This is a genomic window from Sphingomonas sp. (genome assembly GCF_030145815.1).
In the GTDB taxonomy this organism is placed as follows: domain Bacteria; phylum Pseudomonadota; class Alphaproteobacteria; order Sphingomonadales; family Sphingomonadaceae; genus Sphingomonas.
This window is the reverse complement of the sequence record NZ_JAIXHL010000034.1, coordinates 1-25,646: the sequence shown is the minus strand read 5'-3', so window position 1 is coordinate 25,646 and position 25,646 is coordinate 1. Positions and strand designations below refer to the sequence as shown.

29 protein-coding genes and 1 pseudogene are annotated in these 25,646 nt (G+C 68.0%); 2 read left to right on the top strand and 28 right to left on the bottom strand.

The features are described from left to right. From trbL to trbB, 7 genes are all read right to left on the bottom strand, one after another. A partial coding sequence (gene trbL / locus KYX69_RS20640; RefSeq protein WP_300501045.1) for a P-type conjugative transfer protein TrbL occupies positions 1 to 871 on the bottom strand: 871 nt, incomplete at its 3' end. A 1-nt stretch (position 872) separates the two neighbouring features. Next, complete coding sequence (gene trbK-alt, locus KYX69_RS20635) at positions 873 to 1,226, bottom strand: putative entry exclusion protein TrbK-alt (RefSeq protein WP_300501042.1); 354 nt, start codon at positions 1,224 to 1,226, stop codon at positions 873 to 875. A gap of 13 nt (positions 1,227 to 1,239) precedes the next feature. Continuing rightward, on the bottom strand, positions 1,240 to 1,989 hold the full coding sequence (gene trbJ / locus KYX69_RS20630; protein ID WP_300501039.1) for a P-type conjugative transfer protein TrbJ: 750 nt from the start codon (positions 1,987 to 1,989) through the stop codon (positions 1,240 to 1,242). A 5-nt stretch (positions 1,990 to 1,994) separates the two neighbouring features. Continuing rightward, complete coding sequence (gene trbE, locus KYX69_RS20625) at positions 1,995 to 4,421, bottom strand: conjugal transfer protein TrbE (protein WP_300501036.1); 2,427 nt, start codon at positions 4,419 to 4,421, stop codon at positions 1,995 to 1,997. A gap of 7 nt (positions 4,422 to 4,428) precedes the next feature. After that, positions 4,429 to 4,707 (bottom strand): VirB3 family type IV secretion system protein, encoded by a 279-nt coding sequence (locus tag KYX69_RS20620; RefSeq protein ID WP_300501033.1) that lies wholly within the window; start codon positions 4,705 to 4,707, stop codon positions 4,429 to 4,431. Next, entirely contained in the window at positions 4,707 to 5,036 is a 330-nt protein-coding gene (locus KYX69_RS20615; protein ID WP_300501031.1) for a TrbC/VirB2 family protein, read from the bottom strand. Before KYX69_RS20615 ends, KYX69_RS20620 begins: the two co-directional genes overlap by 1 nt. Next, positions 5,033 to 6,007 carry a P-type conjugative transfer ATPase TrbB gene (gene trbB, locus KYX69_RS20610; protein WP_300501028.1) on the bottom strand — a complete coding sequence of 325 codons (975 nt, stop codon included), beginning with the start codon at positions 6,005 to 6,007 and terminating at the stop codon, positions 5,033 to 5,035. The genes KYX69_RS20615 and trbB overlap by 4 nt, the downstream gene beginning before the upstream one ends. Before the next feature lie 298 nt (positions 6,008 to 6,305). Here trbB and KYX69_RS20605 point away from each other — a divergent pair, with 298 nt between their 5' ends. Continuing rightward, complete coding sequence (locus KYX69_RS20605) at positions 6,306 to 6,638, top strand: hypothetical protein (protein WP_300501025.1); 333 nt, start codon at positions 6,306 to 6,308, stop codon at positions 6,636 to 6,638. Between the two features lie 24 nt (positions 6,639 to 6,662). Here KYX69_RS20605 and KYX69_RS20600 read toward each other — a convergent pair whose 3' ends face one another. From KYX69_RS20600 to KYX69_RS20555, 10 genes are all read right to left on the bottom strand, one after another. Further along, positions 6,663 to 7,082: a CopG family transcriptional regulator gene (locus KYX69_RS20600; protein ID WP_300501023.1), complete on the bottom strand. Its 420-nt coding sequence runs from the start codon at positions 7,080 to 7,082 to the stop codon at positions 6,663 to 6,665. Further along, positions 7,079 to 9,052, bottom strand: a complete 1,974-nt coding sequence (locus KYX69_RS20595; RefSeq protein ID WP_300501020.1) for a conjugal transfer protein TraG — start codon at positions 9,050 to 9,052, stop codon at positions 7,079 to 7,081. The genes KYX69_RS20600 and KYX69_RS20595 overlap by 4 nt, the downstream gene beginning before the upstream one ends. A 13-nt stretch (positions 9,053 to 9,065) precedes the next feature. After that, positions 9,066 to 10,808 (bottom strand): DUF3363 domain-containing protein, encoded by a 1,743-nt coding sequence (locus KYX69_RS20590; RefSeq protein ID WP_300501017.1) that lies wholly within the window; start codon positions 10,806 to 10,808, stop codon positions 9,066 to 9,068. A 247-nt stretch (positions 10,809 to 11,055) separates the two neighbouring features. After that, positions 11,056 to 11,763: a lytic transglycosylase domain-containing protein gene (locus tag KYX69_RS20585; protein WP_300501014.1), complete on the bottom strand. Its 708-nt coding sequence runs from the start codon at positions 11,761 to 11,763 to the stop codon at positions 11,056 to 11,058. Beyond that, positions 11,763 to 12,107 carry a DUF736 domain-containing protein gene (locus KYX69_RS20580; RefSeq protein WP_300501011.1) on the bottom strand — a complete coding sequence of 115 codons (345 nt, stop codon included), beginning with the start codon at positions 12,105 to 12,107 and terminating at the stop codon, positions 11,763 to 11,765. The genes KYX69_RS20585 and KYX69_RS20580 overlap by 1 nt, the downstream gene beginning before the upstream one ends. Next, positions 12,091 to 12,687 carry a S26 family signal peptidase gene (locus KYX69_RS20575; protein ID WP_300501008.1) on the bottom strand — a complete coding sequence of 199 codons (597 nt, stop codon included), beginning with the start codon at positions 12,685 to 12,687 and terminating at the stop codon, positions 12,091 to 12,093. Before KYX69_RS20575 ends, KYX69_RS20580 begins: the two co-directional genes overlap by 17 nt. Beyond that, positions 12,684 to 13,214, bottom strand: a complete 531-nt coding sequence (locus KYX69_RS20570; RefSeq protein ID WP_300501005.1) for a DUF2840 domain-containing protein — start codon at positions 13,212 to 13,214, stop codon at positions 12,684 to 12,686. Before KYX69_RS20570 ends, KYX69_RS20575 begins: the two co-directional genes overlap by 4 nt. After that, positions 13,211 to 13,486: a helix-turn-helix domain-containing protein gene (locus tag KYX69_RS20565; RefSeq protein ID WP_300501002.1), complete on the bottom strand. Its 276-nt coding sequence runs from the start codon at positions 13,484 to 13,486 to the stop codon at positions 13,211 to 13,213. The genes KYX69_RS20570 and KYX69_RS20565 overlap by 4 nt, the downstream gene beginning before the upstream one ends. A 121-nt stretch (positions 13,487 to 13,607) precedes the next feature. Next, complete coding sequence (locus KYX69_RS20560; RefSeq protein WP_300500999.1) at positions 13,608 to 14,339, bottom strand: DUF2285 domain-containing protein; 732 nt, start codon at positions 14,337 to 14,339, stop codon at positions 13,608 to 13,610. Between the two features lie 176 nt (positions 14,340 to 14,515). After that, positions 14,516 to 14,839: a DUF736 domain-containing protein gene (locus KYX69_RS20555; RefSeq protein WP_300500998.1), complete on the bottom strand. Its 324-nt coding sequence runs from the start codon at positions 14,837 to 14,839 to the stop codon at positions 14,516 to 14,518. Between the two features lie 619 nt (positions 14,840 to 15,458). On the opposite strand from KYX69_RS20555, the gene KYX69_RS20550 reads away from it, so the two are divergent. Next, the gene (locus KYX69_RS20550; protein WP_300500996.1) at positions 15,459 to 15,848 is read left to right on the top strand and encodes a hypothetical protein; all 390 of its coding nucleotides are present in this window, start codon (positions 15,459 to 15,461) and stop codon (positions 15,846 to 15,848) included. Between the two features lie 16 nt (positions 15,849 to 15,864). On the opposite strand, the gene KYX69_RS20545 is transcribed toward KYX69_RS20550, so the two are convergent. The 11 genes and pseudogenes from KYX69_RS20545 to KYX69_RS20495 form a co-directional block, all read right to left on the bottom strand. Beyond that, positions 15,865 to 16,032: a hypothetical protein gene (locus tag KYX69_RS20545; RefSeq protein WP_300500994.1), complete on the bottom strand. Its 168-nt coding sequence runs from the start codon at positions 16,030 to 16,032 to the stop codon at positions 15,865 to 15,867. A 286-nt stretch (positions 16,033 to 16,318) separates the two neighbouring features. Next, on the bottom strand, positions 16,319 to 17,068 hold the full coding sequence (locus KYX69_RS20540; RefSeq protein WP_300500991.1) for an HAD-IIB family hydrolase: 750 nt from the start codon (positions 17,066 to 17,068) through the stop codon (positions 16,319 to 16,321). Positions 17,069 to 17,123: 55 nt separating this feature from the next. Beyond that, the gene (locus KYX69_RS20535; RefSeq protein WP_300500989.1) at positions 17,124 to 17,624 is read right to left on the bottom strand and encodes a MucR family transcriptional regulator; all 501 of its coding nucleotides are present in this window, start codon (positions 17,622 to 17,624) and stop codon (positions 17,124 to 17,126) included. A gap of 153 nt (positions 17,625 to 17,777) precedes the next feature. Next, positions 17,778 to 18,140 carry a hypothetical protein gene (locus tag KYX69_RS20530; protein ID WP_300500986.1) on the bottom strand — a complete coding sequence of 121 codons (363 nt, stop codon included), beginning with the start codon at positions 18,138 to 18,140 and terminating at the stop codon, positions 17,778 to 17,780. Between the two features lie 38 nt (positions 18,141 to 18,178). Beyond that, on the bottom strand, positions 18,179 to 18,691 hold the full coding sequence (locus KYX69_RS20525; protein WP_300500983.1) for a hypothetical protein: 513 nt from the start codon (positions 18,689 to 18,691) through the stop codon (positions 18,179 to 18,181). A 133-nt stretch (positions 18,692 to 18,824) separates the two neighbouring features. Next, the gene (locus KYX69_RS20520; RefSeq protein WP_300500980.1) at positions 18,825 to 20,078 is read right to left on the bottom strand and encodes a DUF4238 domain-containing protein; all 1,254 of its coding nucleotides are present in this window, start codon (positions 20,076 to 20,078) and stop codon (positions 18,825 to 18,827) included. 50 nt (positions 20,079 to 20,128) lie between these two features. Then, positions 20,129 to 21,034 (bottom strand): HEPN domain-containing protein, encoded by a 906-nt coding sequence (locus KYX69_RS20515; RefSeq protein ID WP_300500977.1) that lies wholly within the window; start codon positions 21,032 to 21,034, stop codon positions 20,129 to 20,131. A 31-nt stretch (positions 21,035 to 21,065) separates the two neighbouring features. Beyond that, positions 21,066 to 21,272: a sigma factor-like helix-turn-helix DNA-binding protein gene (locus KYX69_RS20510; RefSeq protein ID WP_300500974.1), complete on the bottom strand. Its 207-nt coding sequence runs from the start codon at positions 21,270 to 21,272 to the stop codon at positions 21,066 to 21,068. A gap of 182 nt (positions 21,273 to 21,454) precedes the next feature. Beyond that, positions 21,455 to 22,378: a DUF2493 domain-containing protein gene (locus KYX69_RS20505; RefSeq protein ID WP_300500971.1), complete on the bottom strand. Its 924-nt coding sequence runs from the start codon at positions 22,376 to 22,378 to the stop codon at positions 21,455 to 21,457. Between the two features lie 307 nt (positions 22,379 to 22,685). Next, positions 22,686 to 23,708, bottom strand: coding sequence for a toprim domain-containing protein (locus KYX69_RS20500; protein ID WP_300500968.1), 1,023 nt, complete (start codon positions 23,706 to 23,708; stop codon positions 22,686 to 22,688). A gap of 13 nt (positions 23,709 to 23,721) precedes the next feature. Further along, positions 23,722 to 25,548, bottom strand: a pseudogene (locus KYX69_RS20495) (strawberry notch C-terminal domain-containing protein); the annotation flags it as partial. Positions 25,549 to 25,646: the final 98 nt, after the last annotated feature.

Below are 25,646 nucleotides of genomic sequence, written 5' to 3'. Positions count from 1 at the left end.
CCGCTGCACCGGCTGCGATCACGCCGCCAGCGGCGAGCGCGGTCCCCGCTGCCGCGCCGGCGCCGAGCTGCGGTCCGCCCGAGACGATGCCGCTGGCGATGCCGGGGCCGAAGATGCCGAGCCCCAGCAGGCAGAGCGCGCCGAGCACGATCGCCATCGCGTCCTCGATCGTCGGCTGGGCGTTGCCGATCGCGTTGGTGAATTCGGAGAAGAGCGTCGAGCCGATGCCGACGATGACGGCCAGGACCAGCACCTTGATGCCCGAGGAGACGACATTGCCGAGGACGCGCTCGGCCATGAAGGCGGTCTTGCCGAACAGCCCGAACGGGATGAGCACGAAGCCGCAGAGCACCGTCAGCTTGAATTCGATGAGCGTGATGAAGAGCTGCACCGCGAGGACGAAGAAGGCGAGCAGCACGATCACCCAGGCGAACAGCAGGACGACGATCTGGATGAAGTTCTCGAAGAAGCTGATGTAACCCATCAGCCCCGAGATGGAGTCGAGGATGGGCCGGCCGGCGTCGAGCCCGACCTGGGCGACGCGGCCCGGCTGGAGCAGCTCGGCGGTGGTGAAGCCGGTGCCGGAGGCCTTGAGCCCCAGGCCCGCGAAGCTCTCGAAGACGATTCTCGCGAGCATGTTCCAGTTGCCGATGATGTAGGCGAAGATCCCGACGAACAGGGTCTTCTTCACCAGCCGCGCGATGATGTCGTCGCCTTCGCCGAAGGTCCAGAACAAGGCTGCGAGCGTCACGTCGATGACGATCAGCGTCGTCGCGAGGAAGGCGACCTCGCCCTGGAGCAGACCGAAGCCTGAATCGATATAGGAGGTGAAGACCTCTAGAAACCGGTCGACGACGCCTGTGCCGCCCATGTCACTGCTCCTGCGGTGCGGGGGCGATCGCGCCGTTCGCGACGATCGCCGGTTCTGAGGATTTGCCCGGCAGCCCGCCCGGCGCGGGCTCTACCGATGTCCGTCGCCGTTCCCCGAGGAACCGCCGGCGGTTCTCGGCCCAGGCTGCCAGGCAGCCCGGGTCCGAGCCCGCCGCCTGCCCGGCCAACTGGCAGCTCCGCAGCTTTGCCTGGAGCGGGTCTATGGGCAGGTCGGTCGAGAGGGTGACGGGCGGCGATGCCGGCTTCGACTGGTCGCGCAAGGCGAGCAGCCCCATGGCGAGCGCGACGCCAAGACAGGCGAAGGCGCCGATGCGTGCGGGGAGCCGGATGGTCATCGCCTGCCCCTTGTCAGCGGTGGAACATCTGGACCGGCGACGACTGGTAGCCGGTGCCAGGGGCGAGGAAGCGGCGCAGCTGCTCGCGGGCCTGGTCCTGTGCGGCGGCCCGCTGCGAGGCTTCGAGCGCCTGGGCGCGCCCCTGCGCCGCGACTACCGCGGTCAGGTCGGCGAGCTGCCGGGCCTGGAGCGCGAGCAGCTGGTTGCCGGCCTGCGCAGCCTGGAGCGCACCCGACGCCGACTGGCTGGAGCCGACGATCCGGTCCATCGCGTCGCGCGAGCCCTCGATATTGCCGACGACGCCGGCCTGGACCTTGAGCGCGTCCTCGAAGCCGGCGACCGTATCCTCCCAGCGGGCGCGGGCGTTGTCGACCAGCGCCTTGTCGGTTGCCGACATCGGCGCGCCGCGGTAGCGGCTGGTGAAGGCCTGGTCGATCGACTGGACCGAATAGGCGATGCGTTGGGCGTTGCTCAGCAGCTGCTGGGTGGCGCGCACCTGCGACTGGAGCTCGGCGAGCGCGGAGGTCGGCAGCTGCGCCAGGTTCTTGGCGTCGTTGATCAACGACTGCGCTTCGTTCTGGAGCGACTTGATTTGGTTGTTGATCTGCTCGAGCGTCCGCGCGGCGGTCAGCACGTTCTGGGAATAGTTGGTCGGGTCGTAGACGATCCCGCCGAACTGGGCATGGGCGGGTGCCGCGGCGAAGGCGAGCAGCATCGCGGTGCCGGTGGACAGCGCGAGGCGGCGAAGCGACGAGATACGCATGAAGCTTACTCCTGGGCAGTGAGGGGCAGAAGATCCGCGGCCCAGTCGAGGCCACGGGCGCGCAGCCACGCGGCGGCGAAACCGGCGCGGCCATGGGCTTCGAGAAGGTCGGCGATGCGGCGCTGGTCGGCGCGGGACGAGGCTGCAGTGAAGGCGAGCGCGACCTCGCCAAGTCCCAGATCGAACAGGCGGTTGCCGCGGCGCGACTGGCAATAATAGTCGCGCTTGGGCGTCGCCCGGGCGAGGATCTCGATCTGGCGGTCGTTCAGCCCGAACCGGCGATAGATGGCGGCGATCTGCGGCTCGAAGGCGCGCTCATTCGGAAGGAATATCCGGGTCGGGCAGCTCTCGACGATCGCCGGCGCGATCGCCGAGCTTTCGATATCGGCGAGGCTCTGGGTGGCGAAGACCACGCTCGCATTCTTCTTCCGCAGCGTCTTCAGCCATTCGCGCAGTTGGGCAGCAAAGGCCGGGCTGTCGAGGACGAGCCAGCCCTCGTCGATGATGATCATCGTCGGCGCGCCGGTAAGATGGGCCTCGATCCGGTGGAACAGGTAGGAGAGCACGGCCGGCGCGGCGGCGCTCCCGACCAGCCCCTCGGTCTCGAACGCCTGGACGCGCGCCTCGCCCAGATGCTCGGTCTCCGCGTCGAGCAGCTGGCCGTGCGGACCGCCGACACAATAGGGGCCGAGCGCCTGCTTGAGCGGCTGGGACTGGAGCAGCACGGCGAGCCCAGTCAGGGTCCGCTCCGAGGGCGGGGCCGAGGCGAGCGAATTCAGCGCCGCCCAGACATGCTCCTTGGCCTGGGGATCGAGCGGCACGCCTTCGGACGCAAGGATCGCCGCGAGCCATTCGGCCGCCCAGCTGCGCTCGGCGAGATCGTCGATGCGCGCCAGCGGCTGGAGCCGGACGCCGCGTGCGTCCTCGTCCTGGGGCGCCGAGCCCAGATCCTGCCAGTCGCCACCCATCGCGAGCGCGGCCGCCCGGATCGAGCCGCCAAAGTCGAACGCGAAAATCTGCGCGTCGGGATAGCGGCGGAACTGCATCGCCATCAGCGCCAGCAGCACCGACTTGCCGGCGCCGGTCGGCCCGATGATCAGCGTATGGCCGACATCGCCGACATGGAGCGAGAAGCGGAACGGGGTGGAGCCCTCGGTCCGCGCGAAGAACAGCGGCGGTGCGTCGAAATGCTCGTCGCGCGGCGGCCCGGCCCAGACCGCCGACAGCGGCACCATATGGGCCAGGTTCAGTGTAGAGACCGGAGGCTGGCGGACATTGGCATAGACATGGCCGGGCAGGCTGCCGAGCCATGCCTCGACCGCGTTCATGCCTTCGGCGATCACGGTGAAGTCGCGGCCCTGCACCACCTTCTCGACCAGCCGCAGCTTCTCGGCGGCGAGGCCGGGATCGGTGTCCCAGACGCTGACGGTTGCGGTGACATAGGCCTGCCCGACCACGTCGCTGCCCAGTTCCTGGAGTGCGAGGTCGGCGTCGGCGGCCTTGTTGGAGGCATCGCTGTCGACCAGCACCGATGCCTCGTTGGTCATCACCTCCTTGAGGATCGCGGCGATCGACTTGCGCTTGGCGAACCATTGGCGGCGGATGCGCGACAGGAGCTTGGTCGCATCGGTCTTGTCGAGTGTGATCGCGCGCGTAACCCAGCGATAGGGAAAGGCCAGCCGGTTGAGATCGTCGAGCAGGCCCGGGAATGTCGCGCTCGGGAAGCCGGTGACGGTCAGCGTGCGCAGATGATGGCTGCCGAGCCTCGGCTCGAGGCCGCCGACAAGCGGTTCGTCGGCGAGGATCGCGTCCAGGTACATCGGGATGTCGGGCACGCCGACGCGCTGCCGCTTGGTCGATATCGTCGAATGGAGATAGGTCAGCGTGTCGCCGTCATCGAGCCAGCGCGCCTCGGGGACGAAGCCTTCGAGAAGCTGCAGCAGGCGCGCGCTGCGATCGACGAAACTGGCGAGCAGTTCGTGGGGATCGACCCCGCTGCGCGACCGGCCTTCGTACAGCCAGCCCTCCGCACGCGCCGCATCCTCGGGCGGCGGCATCCATTGCAGCGTCAGGAAATAGGCGCTCTCGAAATGTGCGCCTTCCTCCGCGAATTGTTCGCGGCGCTCGCGATCGACCAGCGCCGAGGCGGGATCGGGAAAGGCATCGTCGGGATAGTCGAGCGCGGAAATGCGCTGCGCCTCGAAGAAGATCGCCCATCCCGAGCCGAGACGGCGGAGCGCACTGTTGAGGCGCCCGGCGGTCGCGACCAGCTCGGCTGGAGTCGCAGAGTCCAGGTCGGGGCCCCGGATCGCGGCGGTGCGCTGGAACGAGCCGTCCTTGTTGAGCACCACGCCGGGCGCGATCAGTGCCGCCCAGGGCAGGAAGTCGGAGAGGGTCGTGCCGCGCGCACGATATTCGCGAAGAAACATCATCCCCGCCTCACGCGCGCAGGAAGGCGGGATAGCGCATGTGGCGCCGCCCGACTTCGAGGAACTGGGCATCCCGGCGCGCCGCCCAGACGGCCGCGGCATGGCCGACCGCCCAGATCAGCAGTCCGACCAGCCAGAGCCGCAGGCCAAGGCCGACCGCGCCGGCGAGAGTGCCGTTGACGATCGCGACCGAGCGCGGTGCGCCGCCGAGCAGGATCTGCTCGGTCAGCGCGCGGTGGACGGGCGCGAAATAGCCGGGGATGGCGGCGCCGGGATCGAGGCTTTCCATCAGATCAGCGCCCCGCCGCCGAAGCTGAAGAAGCTGAGGAAGAAGGAGCTGGCGGCGAAAGCGATGCTCAGGCCGAACACGATTTGGATGAGGCGCCGGAAGCCACCAGAGGTCTCGCCGAAGGCGAGGGTTAGGCCGGTGACGATGATGATGATCACAGCGATGATCTTGGCGACGGGCCCCTCGATGCTCTCGAGGATCGACTGGAGCGGGCTTTCCCACGGCATCGACGAACCTGACGCGTTCGCCGGCCCGGCGGTGAGCACGAGCGCGACACTGGTTGCGAGGGCCGCCGTGCGGGTGCGGGCAGCGGAAATCGAGACGTTCATTGGGCTTCTCCGTCGGTGAGGTAATGGAGGCGGTATTCGCCCGAGGGCTCGAGGCCCTCGACGCGGGCGAGCTCGGCGAGGCGGCGGCCGCTGCCGTCGCGGACCAGCACGGCGATCAGCCCGATCGTCTCGGCGATCAGCGCGCGCGGAACGGTGGCGATCGCTTCCTGGATCAGCTGCTCGAGACGCCGGAGCGCGCCGATGGCGGTGCCCGCATGGATGGTGCCGAACCCGCCAGGATGCCCGGTGCCCCACGCCTTGAGGAGATCAAGCGCTTCGGCCCCGCGGACTTCGCCGATCGGGATGCGATCGGGGCGAAGACGTAGCGACGAGCGCACCAGGTCGGACAGCGTCGCAACGCCCTCCTTGGTGCGCATCGCGACGAGATTGGGCGCCGTGCATTGCAGCTCGCGCGTGTCCTCGATCAGGACGATGCGGTCGCTGCTGCCGGATATCTCGGCGAGCAAGGCATTGGTGAGGGTCGTCTTGCCGGTGCCGGTACCGCCGGCGACCAGAATGTTCTCGCGGCCGGTCACCGCGCCGCGAAGCACCCCGCGCTGCGCGGGCGAGACGATGCCGGCGGTGACATAGTCGTCGAGTGTGAAGACGGCGACCGCCGGCTTGCGGATGGCGAAGGTGGGCGCGCTGACGACTGGCGGCAGCAGCCCCTCGAAGCGCTCGCCCGATTCCGGCAGCTCGGCAGAAACGCGCGGTGAACCGGAATGCACTTCGGCGCCGACGTGGTGGGCGACCAGGCGAATGATGCGTTCGCCATCGGCGGCCGACACCGTCTCGCCCGTGTCGGAAAGCCCTGTCCCGAGCCGATCGACCCAGAGCCGCCCATCAGGGTTGAGCATGACCTCGACGATCTCGGGATCGTCGAGCCAGACCGCGATCGCCGTACCGAGCGCGGTGCGCAACATGCGTGCGCCACGCCTAGAGGCTTCGGAACGGGCGAGAGCAGCGCTCACTTGGTCGAACCCTGTATCGGGCCGGAGCGGAACTACACCGGCGACAGGGCTGACTAAGGGCGCACGAAAAACGGACTGCGCAACAGATACTTATCGTCGTCGTAGCATGGCGTAGAGGAAGAAAGTCCTGGCGGACCGAACCGATTGACCAGCTCCATGCGGCCGACTGAAACGGGCGCGGCGACCTGGAATGCACCGCGTATTCGAGCGAATCGGGGCGGGAGCTTTCTGGAATGATGCGGGCAACCAACCGCTCAGGCTAAATAGGGGTAACGCATCAATCGAAAGGATCATCTCCATGCGCTATGCACAAATGCCCCAACACCAGCTGACCTACTCGCCGCTTCGGCGTAGCGACGGTGAGACGTTTTTGATCTCAGCGACCCTGTATGAAACGCCGCCCACGATGAACTACTGGCGTGTCCACTTCGTCGCAGCACATGCGCAATGGGGCGACATCCACTTCAACCTGTTCATCCCGAAGTCGCTGGCTCCGACGCTGGCCCACGCGAAAGCGCTCGCCGGTGCAGACCCACTGTCGCAAATCCGCGCCGAGCTCCAGACGGCAACAAGCGCGGGGCGGGACCTCAACTGGTTTCCGTCGATAGATGGCTGGCACATGGTCGGTTAGTGCTCGGCAGCGGAGCTGGGGATGTCAGCTTTCGGGTTCGACATCGTCGGCGATCTCGTTCCGCAGCCGCGGGCCGAATTCCATGCGGCGATTGAGGGTGTCGACGAACCGCTCCCAGCGCTCCTTGCCCATGGCCTGGGCCGCGGCGAGCGCCGTGTCGGGCAGCGGCGGATTGTTGATCAGCCAGAAGCGGATGAACAGCGCCAGCGTCTCATTGCCTAGCTCGACATGCCAGGCGAGCCGATCCGCCTGGCGCGAGAGCCGGTCCAGCCGCCGGCTCAGCACCGCCTCGAGATGCTCGCTGCTGTCCCCGGACAGGAAGGAAGACAAGGCAGTCTCGACCACGAGTGCCTGGCTGGCACGCTTGCGAGCGGCGTAGTCGGCAAGCTGCGCCGACAGGTCGGCGGGGAGGCGGATCGTGTGCTTGATGCGCAGTCCGGTCATAAATCGATCCCATCCCTCTGATCCATCGAGACCTGGCGCGCCGTGCGTCGCATCCGGTCGGTCAGCCGCCGCGCCGTGGTCGCTTCCTCGCTGGCATTGTCGTCGAATTCGAATTCTCCAGGCGGCGGTGCCGGCGGAGCGACGATCTCCTGCTCCACTGGCAATTCGGGTTCGCGGCGGATGCCGCCATTGGCCGGATCGGCATCGCCCTCCGTGTGGGCGGCGGCCGGGGGCAAGACCTTCGGGATCGGCATCATCGACCAGTCGTTTGCGGGAGCGCTGCCGGCCGGCACCGGGGCCGGCGGGTCGATCACCCGCACGAGCAGTCGTTGGTCGGTGAAATAGCGAACCTTCAGCGCCCGGATCGGGTGGACGCCCGCCGCCATCACGATCTCATCGCCGGGGGGCAGCTGCATGACCTCGCCCGGAGTCAGCAAGGCCCGCGCGGTCTCGGTGCGGGACACCATCAGGTGGCCGAGCCACGGCGACAGCCGGTGGCCTGCGTAATTCTTCATCGCGCGCATTTCGGTCGCCGTGCCGAGCGCGTCGGAGATCCGCTTGGCGGTCCGCTCGTCATTGGTCGCGAAGCTCACCCGGACATGGCAATTGTCGAGGATGGCGTTGTTCGGACCGTAAGCCTTCTCGATCTGGTTGAGCGACTGGGCGATCAGGAACGCCTTGAGGCCGTAGCCGGCCATGAAGGCGAGCGCGGATTCGAAGAAGTCGAGCCGCCCGAGCGCGGGGAACTCGTCGAGCATCAGCAGGACCTTGTGCCGCTTGGCGCTGGGCTTCAGCTCCTCGGTCAGCCGCCGCCCGATCTGGTTGAGCAGGAGCCGGATCAGCGGCTTGGTGCGGCTGATGTCGGAGGGCGGGACGACGAGATAGAGCGTCGCGGGCCGGTCGCCCTCGACCAGGTCGGCGATCCGCCATTCGGATCGGCTGGTGACCTGCGCGACGACGGGATCGCGGTACAGGCCGAGGAAGGACATGGCAGTCGACAGCACGCCCGATCGCTCGTTCTCGGACTTGTTGAGCAGTTCGCGGGCGGCGGAGGCGACCACCGGGTGAACCCCTGCCTCGCCGAGATGGCGCGTCGACATCATCGCGGCCAGCGTCGCCTCGATCGGCCGCCGCGGGTCGGACAGGAACGCAGCGACCCCCGCGAGGGTCTTGTCAGGCTCGGCGTAGAGGACATGGAGGATTGCGCCGACGAGCAGCGCGTGGCTGGTCTTTTCCCAGTGGTTGCGGCGCTCGAGCGAGCCTTCGGGATCGACCAGCACATCGGCTACATTCTGGACGTCGCGCACTTCCCACTCGCCCTTGCGGACCTCGAGCAGCGGATTGTAGCCGGCCGACGCGGTATTGGTCGGGTCGAACAGCAGCACCCTGCCAATCCGCGCACGGAACCCAGCGGTCAGCGTCCAGTTCTCGCCCTTGATGTCGTGGACGATCGCCGACCCTGCCCAGGTCAGCAGCGACGGAATGACCAGGCCGACGCCCTTGCCCGACCGCGTCGGCGCGAAGCACAAGATGTGCTCGGGCCCGTCATGGCGCAGATAGGCGTCGGCCAGTCGGCCGAGGACGACGCCGTCGTCGCCAAGCAGGCCGGCGCGCTCTACTTCCTGATGGGTGGCCCAGCGTGCCGATCCATAGGTTTCGGCATGCTTGCGCTCGCGTGCGCGCCAGACCGACATGGCGACCGCGACGACCACGGCGGCGATACCGCCCGACGCCGCGATATAGGCCCCCTCCACGAAGATCTGCGGCGCATAGGCGTCATAGCTGAACCACCACCAGAAGAAGGCGGGCGGCGGATAGATGGGATAGCCCGCGACTAGGAACATGGGCGGGCCGAGTTCCGGCTGGAAGCCCAGCGCCTGCGCGGTCCACTGCGTCGCGCCCCAGACCGCGCCCAGCACGATCAGCAGGACGATCGTCACCTGGCCCCAGAGGATCTTCGAGGATTGCATGGGGGATGCCTTTCTAGATGCCGAGGCCGCGGCTGCGGCCGAAGGTCCAGTCGATGCCGCCGCCTGCTGCCATGGTACCGGTGACGCTCTGCCCGAGCTGGCGGTCGAGCGCGGGGCGCCAGGGCACGAGCTGGAAGCCGAGCCCGTCGTCGATCATCGCGAAGCGGCCCGAGGCGAGCGTGACGCGCTCGCGATAGGTGCCGGCAATCACCGAGCCTGGAGCCGCCTCGTAGGGCGTGAGCCCGGTGCGCGCGGCGATCCGCGCCGACGCCTCGCGCAGCTCTGCCGATCGCAGGCTGTCGATCAGGTTCGGAGCGAGCGTGACGCGCCGGCCTGACCGGGTCGCCAGCCCCTCGGCGACGAGATGCTCCTCGCGGGCCGCCATCGCGTCGCGGACCTCCTTGCCGAACCCCTGGCTGGCGGGCGTGAAGTCGCGCGCGAGCAGCTGGCGGTCGAGCCAGGTCGCGCCGCGCGCCGTGATCTGCTGGTCGAGGGGAAGATCGCTACGCACCGCGAGCGCGCTGCGCTGGGCGCCGGCGGGGTCCTCCCAGCCGCGCAGCTCGACGATCGCGCCGGGCTGGGCGTCGCCGGTCAGCTCGAGGTCGGCGAACCGCAAATGATGGTGCCGGCCATCGGCCCCGTCGACGATCGCATAGGCGGTGCCGGCCAGCTCGTCCTGCAGGCCCCGCGCGACGAGGCGGCCGACCACGGGTTCGGGCGTGCCAGGCGAGTGGATGGCGAGGCGGCTTTCATGAATCGCGTGACCGGCCTCGCGCATCGCGCGGTGCATCGACTTGATGATGTCGCCGCGATCGCCAAGGTCGCGAAGCCGCGCCTCGATATCGGGCTTGAGCGACCAGCATCCCGGACCCGCCGGGGTCGCGAGCCCGAGCCGGGCCAGCTTCTGGGCGCGGCCGGTCAGCAGCGATGTCCGGCGATCGGGTGTCTTGCCCGCGTCCGGTCGGAGATCCACGACACCGTCTTCGCCGAAGCGCGAGCGCAAATTCCGGTCGAGACTGGTCCAGCGGTCGGCCTCGACTTCGCGGTCCAGCGCGCGCTGGATCTCGCGCTCGGTGCGCGGCCCGAACTCGAGCGTGACGCGCGCCTCGGCGCGGTCGCGAAGACCGTGCGACATATAGCCGCGATCGATGACGAGATCGGCGCCGTCCTCGGCGACCCCGCGAACCAGCACATGGACGTGCGGATTGTCGGTATTCCAGTGATCGACCGCGACCCAGTCGAGCCGGGTGCCGAGGTCGCGCGACATGTCGCCCATCAGCTCGCGGGTGAAGGTCCGCAGATCGGCAAGCTCATGGGCATCCTCGGGCGACACGATGAAGCGGAAATGATGCCGGTCGTCGGCGCACCGGCCGGCGAATGCGTCGCCGCTGGCCTGGTCGGATCGCGCGTCGAACATCGAGGCCTCGCGGCCGTCGCGGGTGACCCCGTCGCGCTCGAGATAGGCGATGTGCCGGGCGAGCGGCGCCGACCGGTACCGGGGGCCTGAATGCCGGACGATCCGCGCCTTGACGATGACCCGCCGAGACGAGGCCGAGCGCCCCCGCCCGAGCGCCGCCCCGCGCCCCCTGCCAAGCCGTCCGGTCCCAACGCCGCGCCGGGGCGCCCGGCGGGCGAACCCGGCGCGGGCCGCGGCACGCTTGACCTGCGCGGCCAGGCTGAGCGGCCTGACGCTTCCCGAACCCCGGCTTCGCCCCTTTCCGGGTTTGACGCGGAGATCGTCGTCGCCAGCGGTCATTGGCGTGCTCCCGGCGGGGGTGCCAGCGCATCCGGCGTTGAATTTCCAAGATAAAATGGGCCGGGCGACGGCAAGGCGCGGGGGATGACGGCGCAAATTCCACAATCGGAACAACCAGTTGCGCCCGCACCGACGGCGGCGCTTTTATCTCGCCATCCCCCACACCCCACTTCCCGCCTTCCCCAGCTGCCGGTTCCCTCAGCCGGTCTTGCGAGAGAAGGGGGGCAAGGTTGGATGATCCGGGCGATCATTTCGGAACGCCCGTCCGAGGCACGAAGACGGAGTCCGGAGCAGGCTCCAAGGCGTCCAGGTCGGCTTTCACCGGAGGTTCGGAAGGCGAAGGATCAGGCGCTTGCGAAGGCTTTTCGGCGCGGGATTCAGGCGCGTGAGCGAACAGGTCGCCGCGCCTCCAGGCATCCGGATCGGGCAAGGATCGAGGCTGCGCCGATGGCCTCGGGGCATAGGTCGTCCCGGATAATCGGGCGACATAGGCGATGGTCTCGGCAGGCAATGGACGTCCAGCGAGATAGGCTTCGTAGCGTCCCGGTCCGGCATTATAGGCTGCCAGAAAGCCGGGATCGCCGTAGCGATCGAGCAGCTCGCGAAGATATCCGGTGCCCGCGAAGATGTTGTCGCAGGGGTCGAACGGGTCGAAGCCGAGCGCATAGCGCCGGCGCAGTTCGGCCCAGGTTCCGGGCATCAATTGCATCAGGCCCATCGCGCCCTTGGGCGATACGGCATAGACGACGCCACCGCTTTCCGCGGCGATGACCGCACGAATAAGGTCGTCTGGCATGGCGAAACGGCGGGATGCGCGCGCGATCGGCTCATCGAGCGCCACCGACGGTCCGCAGGCCGTCGCGAGCGGTCCGACATGCGCGCTCGCAGATGGCGAGCAGACCCATGCCAGCGCGAGCGACAAGCCCGCGATGCAGTGGCCGATCGCGCGGCCCATCACTGCTGCTCGGTCTCGCGGCGGCGCTGATTGCGCTGCCAGAAGAGCAGATGCGGCTTGCCCTCGATCGCCGGACGGAAGAGATTGGCGCGCAGCGGCCGCGGGAAAACGGGATCGTCGATGACGATCGCGACATAGGGGCCAGCCTTCTCGCCAGTGCGCTTCCAGCCGGCGCCGACCTCGGGACCTTCACCATTCTCGCCGACATGCACCCGGTAGTCGGGGGCGTTCCGGATATCGCTTCGCGTCGCGGGAACGATGGTGAGCGCCGCCCCGATCGCCAGGGTCTCGAGGCGTCCGGCGAAGCCGTCGCCACGCTCGTTGAATTCACCGATGTTGATCATGAGAGTCTCCTTGAGCCGTCACGTCGGGGGAGGTTTCGCGCCGCGCGGACGCGCTTGCCGGGCCGGCCAGATCGCCGCCGGGAAGCCAGAGGGGTTCGAGCACCGCGACGATTCCGCTGGCCGGGACCGGGCCGAAATATCGCCCGTCGAAGCTGTCGGCCGACGCCGGATTGAGCAGGAACACCTCGCCTAAGCGCAGCGCCCGGCAACCGCTCCAGGCGGGAAGCGGCCGTCCCTTGCGGTCGCGCGAACGTGCCTCGGCGAGCGGTTTCCCGTCGATCGAGACCGAGGTGCCGGTGCGGCAGACCCGTTGCCCGGCGACGCCCATGACGTGCTTCAGCATGGGGACCCGGCGGGGCAGATAGCCGCGCGCCGCCATCAGCTCGGCGACCGTCGCCGGGGCATAGGCCGCGACGAGATCGCCGCGGCTGGCGCTATGCGCGGGGCGCGCCGCGTAAAGGCCGACGGGCACGCTTGCGCTGAGGTTCCAGACGAGGCGCGGGACCGGCTGGATGAACGCCGGAATGACGATCGCACCGATCGCGCAATAGCCGGTGAGCAGGATGCCGAAGCGCTTCATGCGCCGATCTCGCGGCGCAAAAGCCATGCGCGGTGACGCGCGAGCGAATAGGCGCGCGGCCGGAAACCGGCGATGAGCCGGTTATGGGCGTGGCGCCAATAGTCCGGCGCGACCGCGCACAGATCGACGCCGAGATCCTCGATGGCGTCGATCAGCGCGAGCGCCAGGCGGACCCTCGGCCAGCCGCCGAGTTGCAGCAGCAACTCGCCGCCGGGCGTGATGCTAGGCAGTGTCGTGAACGCCTCGCCGGGCGCGACGGCGCGGACGACATCGAGCCGGGAAAGCAGCGTGCCATAGTCGTTCGAGGCCCAGCGGACGAAGGCGAAGATGCTGTTCGCCGCGAACGAGAGGAGGCGCCGCCGCCGGTCAAGGATCTGGTCGGCGAGCGGCGCGCCGAAGCGGATCCAGCGCTCGGTTTCCTGCTCGATCCAGGTCAGTTCGACCGTGGTTGTCCCCGTGAAGGGAGAGGCTTGTCCCCGCGAAGGGATAGCCGGGACGGCCCCGAGCGATGCGGCGCGGGCGCTCATCGCCGCACCGGGCCCTTGCGATCGAGGATGCTCGGATCGATCCGCTTGGCGGGATGGACGGTGCCGGTGCCTCTGTCGGAGGTCGAGCGGCGGACTCCCTGGTCGGCCCAGCTTATCAGGTCGTCGACCGCGTAGACGATCCGCCCGCCGAGCTTGCGATAGACGGGGCCGGTACCGAAGCAGCGATGCTTCTCGAGCGTGCGCGCCGAGAGGCCGAGCAGCAAGGCGGCATCGGGGGTTCGCAGCAACCGCTGCGGCGTTTCGGCTGTCATGCAAAGTCTCCGGGCGTTGGCCCGGCCATCGCGGCGGGCCCGTTCCAATCACGGGCATCCAATGGCGGCAGAGGGCGGTGCGGAGGGAGCGGCCGAAACGGCATCCCGGCATATGTCGCCCCTAGGCGATCAGCAGGTCGCGATAGGCCGAGCTGGCGAGGCCTCGCGCCTCGTCGATGAGTCGCTGGACGCGGCGTCGCTCGCTCATCGCTTTCCACGCCAGGGCGTCGGTTCCGGCGAGCCAGGGATAGACGATGCGCGTGCCGATCTCGCGGTTGCTGGCGCCTGCCAGCGACGCGTCGAGCACGCGCAGCAGCAGCGTGAGGCGCTGCCGCTGCAGCGCGCTGGGGCGCAAAACCCGCATCGGTTCGGCGATGCTCGCTCCTGCGAACATGCGCCGCGCCGCATCGCAGGCAGCGGTGCGCAGACCCGTGCCGAGGGGCGGCAGGAGGATCGCCAGCGCGCCGTCGCGGGGATCCCGAACCGCGAAGCGATGCCGCGCGCCGGCGATGTCGAAGACGAGATGGCGGGTGCCATCGAGCCGATATTCAGCGGTCGGCGCGACGCCGGGAAGCGCAGCCGCGCCGGCAAATCCGGCGGGCGCGATGGCCAGCGATACGACCTGCGACGCACAGTCCGCGCGCCAGATCGCGGGCGCCAGGCGCACCGGGCGGTCGGGGTCGAACAGGCGGATCAGCCCCCATCGCCGTGCGAGCGCGACGGCGTCGCCGCTCTCCGGCGATCCGCGCGCGGCCGCCCAGGCCGCGCGATAGGCGGTGCTTCGGCGCAGGAATTCCTGTGCGAAATCGGCGCGGTCATGCTTCGCGAGGCCGGAGACGGCAAGGGCCGGCAAAGGCGGGCGAAGGGTGACGGCGTAAGCTCCGGCTCGGGATCATTCCCGCGGCCAGAGCGCCATTTCGATAGCCCCACTCGAAGTCCCGGTGACGGGTGAAGGTTGCGCCCCCAGGGGTATATCGCGTGGCACGCGAAAGGCGCCCCGCCGTCGCCGGCGGGGCGCCTTGGTCTCGATCAGCTGTCGTTGGAGCGCCGCGGGCGCGACCAGATCAGGCTCGAGGTCTCGCCGCCATCGTCGTCGAAGAGGTTCGCGAAGATGGGCTGCGCGAAGCTCGGATCGTCGAGCTTGACCGAGAGATAGGGGCGCTGCTCGGCCGAGGTCTTGGCCCAGGCGGCGCCGATCTCCGCGCGGCCGACATAGACCCGGTGGGTGGGCGCGTTGTCGTTTGCGCTGGCGGGTTCCGGTACGATCCGGACGCCCTTGGCCTGGACGCTGAGGGTCACGATCGAGCCCTGATATTCCTCGCCGACGCGCTTGAAGCTTCCGATGTTCGCCATTGTTTTGGTCCTCAATTCTCAAGGCCGCACCATGCGGCCTCGATGGCGTCAAAAGGACGGGTGCGAATGACGCCGCAGCTCTGCCCGCAGCGCAGCGGAGGACTGCCCAAGCGGGCTTTCTTGCCTCGCGAGGAATGGGCGAAGCCCAGGGGAAGAAAGTTCGCTTGGGCAGTTGCGGCAAGTCAGGCGAGGCGAAGCCGGTATCCGTCCATACAGCAATCAACGAGGCCAGCAGTGCGACTTCCCGAGCGAGGACCGCGGCGAAGCATCTCAAGCACTCAGCGCCGGCGTGGTCCATCGGGACCCGTTACCCCGCCTCCAGGCCGGCGCCAGGACGGGCTCCCCCACCCGGGCAACAGGCGCGCCATACCCCGGCCCCCCAGGCCGCGGACACCGGCACCCTCGGCCAGACTGCCGCGCGCACCCCGGTTCGAGTGCAGGCCAGCGTCCCCCCAAACCAGCACAACTGCATCCTCACGTGACGGATCGGCGGGTCTATCCGCCACTGGTTGCTCCCGCGCGCCAGCGCCCCGGCCGAGGCCAAGGCGCTCGCCGGGACGGCGGGCGCCGATCGCCAGACAGCGATCCGCGCAACCGCCGAGTTGGATTCACCGGTTCGATGTTCTATATTCGTTCCAACGAATCGGAATGGGAAATCAACGTGGCAGGAGTGACCAAGGCAAGCGAGGGCAACCGCCCGCTCAGCGACAGCGAGGCCGATTATTCGAAGCGGCTGTTCGATGCGGTGCTCGACACGGTCATCAATCTCAACGCCGTGCCGGGGACAGAGGGCGGCTATGTCAGCCCCGATATCGTCCGGATCGCGCTGATCGATGTGATGGTGGCGGTCGATTTCAATTGCGGGCTCGGCCGCGTTCCGAGCGAGCGCCGCAAAACCGGCGACTATATCGGTTCGCGCTACGCGAAGCTGCTCAAGGACTTCATCGACAACCCGGCATGCGCCTGGACGCCGGCGATGCTGGTGAGCAACGAGGGCGTCCCGAACTAGACGAACTCGCGCGCGGTCAGCGCGCGAAGGGATCATATTCGCGAACGATGAGCGACGGGTCGCCGTCGAACTCGCGCTCTTCGGCAACGCCGAAATTGCTGCCTTCGATGCGGAACACGACGACGATGGTCATGAGAGTCCGCGCCAGGTTCCAGGCATTTCTTTGTGCGAGGGTCAGCGGCATCTCGTAGCTCCCGTCCAGGAGCGGGGACCGCCCCCGCTCGACAGGCGCCCGAAGTGTCCGGCGCATGGCCGCAATCACCGCGCAGCCACAGGCGAAGCGGCCGCATGCACAGCATAGCGGACCCTTTACGGGTTGATGGCGTCAGGCCATGCAACGGGCCAAGGAAGTGCCTCCAAGAGCGGGGGCGGTGCCCGGACACGACCCAAGGGTTGATGCCGCTCGGCCGCCCGAGCCATGCAGAAGTCAGGATAGCCGCAACCGAAACACGTCGCGGCCTGAGACCCGCTTAGCTACCGAGACAGGCGATGATGCCGGTCACGACCGCGACCGTCTCCGCCACATCGCGGACCCTGACCGTGTCCAACCCGAGCGTGAAGGCAGGATAATCGTTGCCGCCCGGGTAGATCGCATCGCCCAGGAACAGCATTTCTTCAAGCGCGACCCCGCTCTCCTCGCTCAGGCGTCGCAGGCCATAGGCCTTGTCGACAACCTTGCGCGTGACGTCGATCGACGTCGTCCCGCCGAGGTTGATCGACAATTCCGGCAAGGCGGCGCGCAGCGCCGCCTGGAGCGCGGTGCGCTTGGCGCGGTCGGGATCCCATGCTTCCTTCGCCGCCAGCGGCGCCTGCTGCCCCAGCCCGGAGAAGGTGATCTGGCTGCCGCGATCCTCGATCCGCTCGCCCCAGATGCGCTCGCCGGCGAGGCCTGCATCGGCCAGCGCGCGGTCGAATGCGGTGAGGATCTTCGCCCGCTCGCCGGCGTCGAACAGTTCGGCATAGACGGGCCGCCATGCGCCACCCGCGAAGCGGTAGAGCTTCGTGCCGGTGGTCGGCATCAGCCACAGCCGGTCGCGCCGGGTGGCCGGAGGCAGCCGCGACGCGATCTGCTTCTCGAACTGCGGCCAGTCTCCGCCCGAGATGATCGCGGCGTCCGCGACTGCCAAAAGGCGCGCCAGCCAGGCGGCGACCTCGTCCGACAAGGGCTGCTTGCTCTCGGCGAGCGTCCCGTCGAGGTCGAAGGCGATGAGCCGCTTCACCGGCGCCGCAAGTCGGGTTCGATCGTCATGATGACCGAACGCGCGACGCGCGGAATCAGCCCTGCTTGGCGCGCTGGCGTGCAGGCTTCGCTGCGGCGGCGGGCGCAGCCTCGGCGCCGCGGCCACGGCCCTTCGAGCCCAGGCCGATCTTCTTGGCCATGGCGCGGCGCTGCTCCGAATAGTTCGGCGCGACCATCGGATATTCGTCCTTGAGGTTGTAGCGGCGCCGATATTCTTCCGGGGTCAGGCCATGGGTCGACAAGTGACGGCGCAGCGTGCGGTACGGTTTGCCGTCGATCATCGAGAGGATGTGATCCTTCGACCCGAGCGATTTCCTGACCGACACCGCGGGCGGAAATTCCTGGTCGGCGGGCGCCTCTTCGGGTGCTTCGGCGGACGCGGCGGAACTGCCGGACAGCTCGGTGATCGTCGCGTGCATGGTGCGCAGGAAGGCCGGTACTTCTTCGGCGGTGCAGCGGTTGTTCTGATTACCCAGCCAGGCGATGGTGAGTTCGGTCGCAAGTTCGACCGGGTTCAGGCTGTTCTCGTCCGACATCAGGCACTCTCCACAAGTTCTGGGCGACGCGCACCACGTTGCCGTTCCTTTCGTCCGCGGCTGCCAGCAGGAGTCGCGGCCGATCCGCTTCTACCTGATGAAGGCAGGTCCTCAAGACTGGGTGAACTCGCCCGGCATGGCGCAGGACGGCATCTATCCGACCAGGCTGGGCAAGCCTGCGCGTTCATCGCAGCTGCGCACGCGCGCATATAGCGACTGCGTGACGGCAAGTGCGATACGGTCACGCTCGCCGGGATCGGAACTGGTTGCCGCGGCCCGCACGCCGGTTTGCCAGGCGTCTTCGAGCAGCATCCGCACATCTTCGCTCTCGGGATCATATCCGCCGCGCACGAGAAACAGCGACGTCCGGCGCCGAAGCTCTGCCTCGACCGATGCACTGGAACCTTCACTCAATTCGTATCGCTTGCCCAGCGCAAAATAGGCGGCCGCACATTCGAAATCGCCAGCCTCGACGGTGGGAGTGCCGATCGCCGCAGCGACAAGGGCTAGGAACACCGCCCTGCCGCCTCGTGTGGTACGGCGTTACGCATCGCTCAGCGCTGGCCTTGGCACTTGCGCAGTTCTGCGATCGCGTCGACCGGTCGCGCCAGCTCATAACCCCAGCTTTGCAGTGGCTGGCCAATTAACCTGAGGCGCAGGCTTTTCGCGACCTGGTCGAGCACCGTCGCGTCCGGAAATCTGAAAATCAGTGAAGGCCTAGAGCCGTCCGCATCGGTCCACCCGACTGCATCCATCATCCCGAAGGGTGTGACCTGACGCGGCCTTTTGTCGACAACGCCCAGAACGTTGGGTCCAAGCGGCGGCTCGACGAATTGAAGCGCGTAGCGATATTTCTGGTCCTTCACGACGTTGGCTACGGGCAGGGTAAGCATCACCGTACCGTCCGGCCGGTAGACCAGAAAAATGGAGTTTGTGCCCGAATAGTTCGGTTTGAGGATGCGGCATCCCGAGGGGTACTTCGCCACCAACCAGCCATTCCCAAGGTCTCGGCCTTCGGGCGTGTAGGATTGGGCAAGGGCAAGCAGCGCCAGGGCGAACATCTTCATGGTCCCGGACTATCGGCTCGCAGCGAGACTGCCAAGCTACCTGTTGCAGCCCGTTGCCTCCGCGACAATGAACAGTGCGAAGCGGAGTGTCCGAATTAGCGTCGAGGCACAAAATCTCGTGTCAGTTCGGCATTTAGTCGTCGCCTCTCGCCGCGATCGCCGCCGCGATGTCGGCAAGGATCGCGGAGGCCGGCTCGGGCGCCGGGAGCTCGGCCAGGGTGAAGTCGGGATGCGAGAGAAATTCCCGGTCGGCGGCCTGGATCAGGGCCGTCGCGATGCGCCGCGCGAGCGCTGGGCTCGCGGGCAGATGGCGGGGCACGATGCGCTTCGTTTCCTCGCGATCCGGCAGCGTCACGAAGCAGGCCTTCGGGGAGAGCGGTGCGATCAGCCGCAGACCGTCGTTGCCGGGTGCGCGGACGCCGAATGTGTCGGGCAATATGAAGAGCGGCTCGGCGGATTTTACGATGGCCCAGCGGCTTTCCATGACGGGGGTGGCCAGCAGCCGGTAGAGATCGTTGTTCTGGAACATCGCCTCATAGGAGCGTTCGGGCGTCCACTCGCCTTCGCTCGGGTCGAGACTGTCGATGACGGGTGCCAGATGCTGGTTGTGCGCCTCGATAAAGGTCGGATTGCGCAGCAGCTGGATGATGAGGAAGCCGACAAATGCCTCGCGCTGGGGTCCGTTGAGCGGTCTCGTATCGAGCAGCATCTCCACCGGCTTCTTCGCGTCGCCCTCCAGAAGCCCGAACCAGGCCTCGAGCCGGTCACTGTAGAGATTGTGGCGATATCCCCATTCGCCGAACCCGCGGCGGGCGGAAATCCAGGTCTCGCCATCGCGCCGCCACCGCAGCACCTTGCCGTCGACCGCCCATAGATCGCGGATGAACCAGCGCGGGATGAAGTGGTTCTTGCCCACCGGCTTGACGGCGAGAACCTGCCGGCGGGGGTTCGCCTTGCGCTTCGCGGCAGCGATGGACTTGGGCTTGTATCGCTCCTCGATCAGGCGGCCCCAGATATGGTCGAAGCTCATCCGGGCGGTGTTGGCGATGATCTCGGCACCGGCGGGTCCCAGCACGGCCTCGCGCTCCGCCGCCAGGTCGATCGCGTCCCATGCGCCGCTCGACAGGCGCTTCTCCACCACCCGCTCGCCGAGCCAGAAGGTCAGTTTCGCGATCTCGAGCGTCATGTCCTCGCGCAGATCGATGTCCAACGGGGTGTCGTCGGGGCGGCCGAACTCGAACATCTGGACGATGATGCGATGAACCGCCTCGTCATAGATCAGGGCCAGCGCGTCGATCAGGTCGGCCGGTGCGCCTGCCAGCGCCTTCGATACGGCATCGTGCGACAATGCCGGATAGACCGGCTTGAACGGCAGCGGTTCGGGCACGGGAGGCTGCAAGGCGGGCGCCCTGCCGACGATCGGCACACGCACCATGGCTAGTGGGACGCTGCGGCCCGGAGCTTGGCGAGCCGCTCGCGGCAGAGCTGCTCGACCACATCGCGCAGCCGCCGAACGGATTCCGCGAGCGCGTCCAGGTCGTCGATGCCGATCTCGTAGCTCGGGGAGTAGCGCGCCTCGACATAGGCACGCTTGAGCAGTTCGAAGCGGCGCCGGTCGAGACGCGTCGCGCGCGGCCAGGCCTCGACAAGACGCGGCTCCTGGTCCTCGGACAGGGACCGCAGGAACTTGATGTTGTGCGAGCGGGGGAAATAGAGCGTCCGCACGAGCAGGAAGCAAATGTAAAGGCGCTCGGCCGCTTGATGGAGGTCGAAGGCGGCTTTGTTCAGATCGCCATCATTGCGGGCGTAGTTTGAGCCTCGAACGAACGCATCAACGCTGGGCAGCCAGCGGTCAAAATACTCTTGGGCCATCGCCAGGGCATCGGCCGCGGTCAGGGGCTTCGGCGTGGCGAGAGGATGCTGCGGCAGCTCGTAGAGCACGACGCCGTCACGGACGATATCGACCCAGAAATATTCGCCGCGCTGGAGCGCCTTGTTCACCTCGTCGAGCGTGTGGACGATGATGTTGACCGGGCGCTGGACGGCGGGATCGTGGAGGATCTTGTCCTCCGCGATATACCAATAGCCGGCGATATCGGTCAGGTCCTCGTGGCTGACGATGACGAGCAGGTCGAAATCGGACTGATAGCCGTTCTCGGGCTCGTCGACCCAGTCGCTGCGCGCGTAGCTGCCGAACAGGATGATCTTGAGGATCTTGCCGAATTTCTTCCATGGCTGGGTCGAGGTCGAGATCGCCTGCGCGAACTCCGCCATCAGCGTGTCGCGCACGCGGGCCAGTTCAGCCTGCTGGGTGTCGGGAAGGTGGTCGAGATCGACGCGCATGGTCAATTCCTAGCGGTGGCTGGCCGCTTCCTCAATGTTCCGATGGTCGTTCGGGATAGAGCAGCAGATGCCCCATGGCTGCGCCGAGGCGCTCCTCGACTTCGGCGACCGTGATGCCCAGGTCGTCCGCGATCTGGAAAAAGTCCATGTCGCGAAAGCGCGCCCGGTCGAACACCTGGCGTTCGGGGTCTGGCATGGCGTCCAGGGCCTGACGTAGTCTGCGAAGCTGGCGGTCCATGATCAATCTCCGTCGCATATCGGCCGAAGCCGGGGGAGAGGCCTGTGCCGACCCGCGAAAGAGGCGCGGCGCACCCGCAGGGCCGGAACGCAGTGGAGGACCTGGGCCATGGCCCAGGTTGCACTGCGCCGACGCGGGTCCAGGACAGGCTCGCCCGGCTTGGGCGAGAATGGAAGCGACGATCATCGCCGCCGGTGGTCGATGATCGCGATGCCGGCCGCGCGTGCCTTGTCGAACAGATTGTCCTGGATGCCTGCGCCGGGGAAGATGATGATCCCGCGCGGCATCAGGGCGATCACCTGATCGTTGCGCTTGAAGGGTGCAGCGCCCCGGCTGTGCCGGGTGAAATCGGGCGCCACCGGGACCTGCGGCACCTTGCGCTCGCGTGCCCAGAGGGCGGCGATGTGCTCGGCGCCGGTGCGGGATGCACCGTGGAGCAGTACCATCTGCGGGTTGCGGCCATGGACCTGGTCGAGGACGTGCCAGATCTTACGGTGATCCGAATAGTCGGCGCCGCCGCTGACATAGATGCGCTCGCCTTGCGGCACGAGCAGCTTCGCATCGGCATATCTGCGGTCGTTGACGAATTCGCGGCTCTCGACGACCGCCGCCGTCATCGCGCGGCGGTTGAGCATCGACCCGGATTTGGGCAGCCATGGCTTGCGCAGATGGGTGCGGAACTGCTCGGCAAACGCCTCGCGAAAGGCTTCCATCGCATCGCGGCGTTCGATCATCGACCGGCCCTCGGCGATTAGCGTCTCGAGTTCGACCGACTTGACCTCGGACCCGTCCTGCTCGCGCTGCGATCGCTTCTGGGCCAGCTCGTTGGAGTCGAGCTGGTGCTCGACGCGCTCGACCGCGCGGTGGAAGACGTTGGTGAAGCCCCAGAGCAAGTCCTCCAGTTCGGGCTCTAGGCGGGTATCGGCAAGCGACGCCGCCATCGCGTCGACGGTGTCGGCGGCGGCCGCCTCGACCAGCCTGGCCTCTGGCAAGGGCCTCGGATCGAGGTCGTCGTCGAACGGGCGGCGTCCGAAGAGCTCGAGTTCCTGCAGCAGATGGGTGAACTGCGATCCGCCACCCTCGCCCATGTCGTGTTCGTCATCCATTTCGAAATCTCCCAGGCTGTGGCCGCGTCGCTTGCGGCCTTCCTGGCGACGAAAGGCGGCGGCGCGCGTGACGGCGCACGGCCGAGCGCAGCGGCCGGCAACGCCGGCGGCCGCCGGAGCGTGAGCGAAGGACCCGGAAGCGCGGCTATTTTGCTTCGCGATGCAAAGCGGGCCGCAGGACCGCGGCGGAAAATAGCCGCGCGGACGGGTTGCGCGGGCGCGCGCGCTGCCGACCGGTCGCCCTCTGGGAAGGCGCGTGACGCGGACTCTCGCAGCCGGGATCGCCGGAAGATGCGGACCGGCAAGGTCAGGGGCGGTCGCCGGCCTGGAGCTGCGCGGCAATGCGCGCGCGGAGACGTTCGAGCCCGATGGCGCGGAGATCCGCGTTCAGGTCCTCGCGCTCGGCGTCGATCGGCAGGACGGCGATGTCCTTCAGGCGCGCCCGGCGCTCCAGCTCGGCAAATGCCCTGCGACCGGCGGTATCCGGCTCCCGGGCGACGTAGAGCCGCCGCAGCATGAGCGGGAAATCCAGTGCCGCCAGATGGGCTGCGGACAATGCCGCGATCGCAGGCAGGACCGGCACGGCGGCCCGGAGCGAGAGGACCGATTCGATGCCCTCGCCGGCGGCCATCACCGGCGCGGACCGTCCGAAGCGGACTCCGTTTCCGAGCAAATGTCCCATCGCCCGCCTTGGACAGGCGACAGATGCCTTGCCGGTGCCGTCGGGCGCGAGCCAGGTTCGATGCGCGCCGACGACGCATCCGGCGAGGTCGGTGACCGCCGCGATCATCGCGGGCATTGCCCACGGCGCATCGGGCAGATCGTCGACCGATGGGCGGTACCAGCAGCGCGGATGATAGCGCAGCGCCTCCAGCCCGGGCATGAAGGGAATATCGCGGCTCCGCAGATAGTCCTGGACCAGCGTGCGTGCGGCAGGACGCGTGATGGCGAGGAGGCGTCGCGCTGCTTCTGGCGATCCCGAGGGCACTGTCGCCGCACCGTCGGGACGGTCCTGCGTGTCGTCGGGCAGGCTCAGAAAGCGCCTGGCTTCCACCAGCGCCTCGGCCAGCGTCCCGGTCAGCGTCGCGGCGCGAACCACGTCGAGCAGGTCGCCATGGTCGCCCGACTGAGCATCGGTCCATTTGCCGGCGCGCGCGCTGCCATCCGGGGCATCGCGCAGCCGGACGTAGAGACTGCGGCCGGGCGTATTGCGCACGTCGCCGACCAGCCAGTAATTGCCCTCGCGGCGACCGGCCGAGAGGTAGCGCCGGCACAGGCGCTCGGCCTGCCCGGCGAGGTCGCGCGCGAGCGCGGTTGCGGGATGCTCCATCGCCCGTTCCCGCTCACGCCGCACCGGCGAGGGTTCGCGTCTCGACGCGCTCGATCGGGAAGCGCTCGAGCAACCGCGCGAGGATGGCCGGGCCGTCAACGCCGGTGGGCACGAACAGGCGCAGCTTCCACGAGACGATGTCCGACATCAGTCCCAGCGCCTTCAAGCGCTCGACGCCGAGATCGTTGAAGCCGATGAGCTCGATGCGATGGAGGTGCATGCTCAGCACGCGCTGGAGGCGCTGGCCTTCGGCGAGATGCAGCACCGCCTCACCCGCCATCAGCGTCCGCCACGCCTGTTCGGCGGTCAGCGCCGGCGCCTGCGAACCCAGCGTCGCGGCGACCCAGGCCGGGGGCACGCGGCGCCCGACGATCCGTTCGCCGGCATCGGTCTGCAGGCGGTAGACGCGCGTGGAATCGCCGGGCAAGCGACGCCAGATCGGCAGCAGAAGCCCTGCGACGACGTGCATCTCGGAGGTCTCGAACTCGGGCACCTCGGCGCATTCCGCGACCCAGGCCGCCGCGAAGGCGTCCCGGTCGGCCACGCGCCAATGCGTTTCGGCGAGGGCGTCGAGCGGCATCGACGGACTTTCCATCGGCTTGATCAGGCGGATGCGCTCCTCGACCGCACCGTCGTCGAGCAGGGCGCTGCGTGCGCGGACGCGCACAGCGGCCCGGGCAGAGCGCTGATTGACGAGCAGGACCGCACCGGGATCGCGCGCGATCGCCAGCGCGTCGTCGAGGCCGAGCGGACGATTGCGATCCTTGCGCGCGATGGTGAGCAGCTCGGTTTCCGCGCCGGTGCCCGGATGGACGTAGATCGTCTCGCGCCGCGTGACGACGAAGCTCTCCGCAGTCAGCGTCTCCAGCCCGGTCTCATAGGTCCCCGAGACCTTGGCCCCTTCGATCCGCCGCTCGAGCAGCCCCTCGAACGCGTCGAAGATCGTCCGCTGCATCGCGATCGTCAGCGCGAGCATGCGGTTGAGGAAGGTCGTGATCGGCGGCAGCTCGTCGCGCAGGCCGTTGTCGTCGCCAAGCGACAGGCCGGTCGCGGCTTCGAACTGGCCCAGCGAGCAGCCACCGATCTGCCCCCGATAGATCAGCCCGTAGAGCTGGCGCAGCGCGTCGCGCGCATAGGCCGATTCGAGATTGTCCTCGGGGCGGAACATGTTCTGGCCGCCGGTCTGGCGCTGCCCGCGGGTGATCGCGCCGAGCGTGTCGAGCCGGCGCGCGATGGTGGAGATGAAGCGGCGCTGCGCGCGCACATCGGTGGTCACCGGCCGGTAGCAGGGCGGCTGCTTCTGGTTGGTGCGGTTGGTGCGTCCGAAGCCCTGGATCGCGATGTCGGCCTTCCAGCCCGCCTCGACCAGATAATGCACGCGCTGGCGCTGATTCACCGCGTCGAGATCGGCATGATAGGAGCGTCCGGTCCCGCCCGCCTCGGAGAAGATCAGGATGGTCTTGCGGTCGTCCATGAAGGCCTGCGCCTCGGCCAGGTTGGCCGCGGCGGGACGCGTCTCGACCGCGAAGCGGCGCGAGCCGTCCGCGCGCTCGCGCGGGACGATGCGGCGGCTGCGCCCCGTGACCTCGGCGACCCGGTCGGGACCGAAATGCTGGACGATCTGGTCGAGCGCGCCGGGCACGGCGGGCAATGCCGCCAGCCGCTCGATCATCGCCTGCCGCCGGGCGACCGCATCGCGGCACAGGACGATGTTGCCGCCATCAGTGACCGGGCGCGATCCCAGATTGCCCGAGGTGTCGGTATAGGGCTCGTAGAGCTGCACGGGGAAGCTGTTGGCGAGATAGTCGAGGACATATTCTTTGCAGTCGCAGTTTATGTCGAGCGCGGCGGCAGGAGGCGCAGGTTTCCTTCGGTTTTCCATGATTTCACTCCAGATAATTACGGTTCCCTCGACCTGAACAAGTCGAAGGAACCACC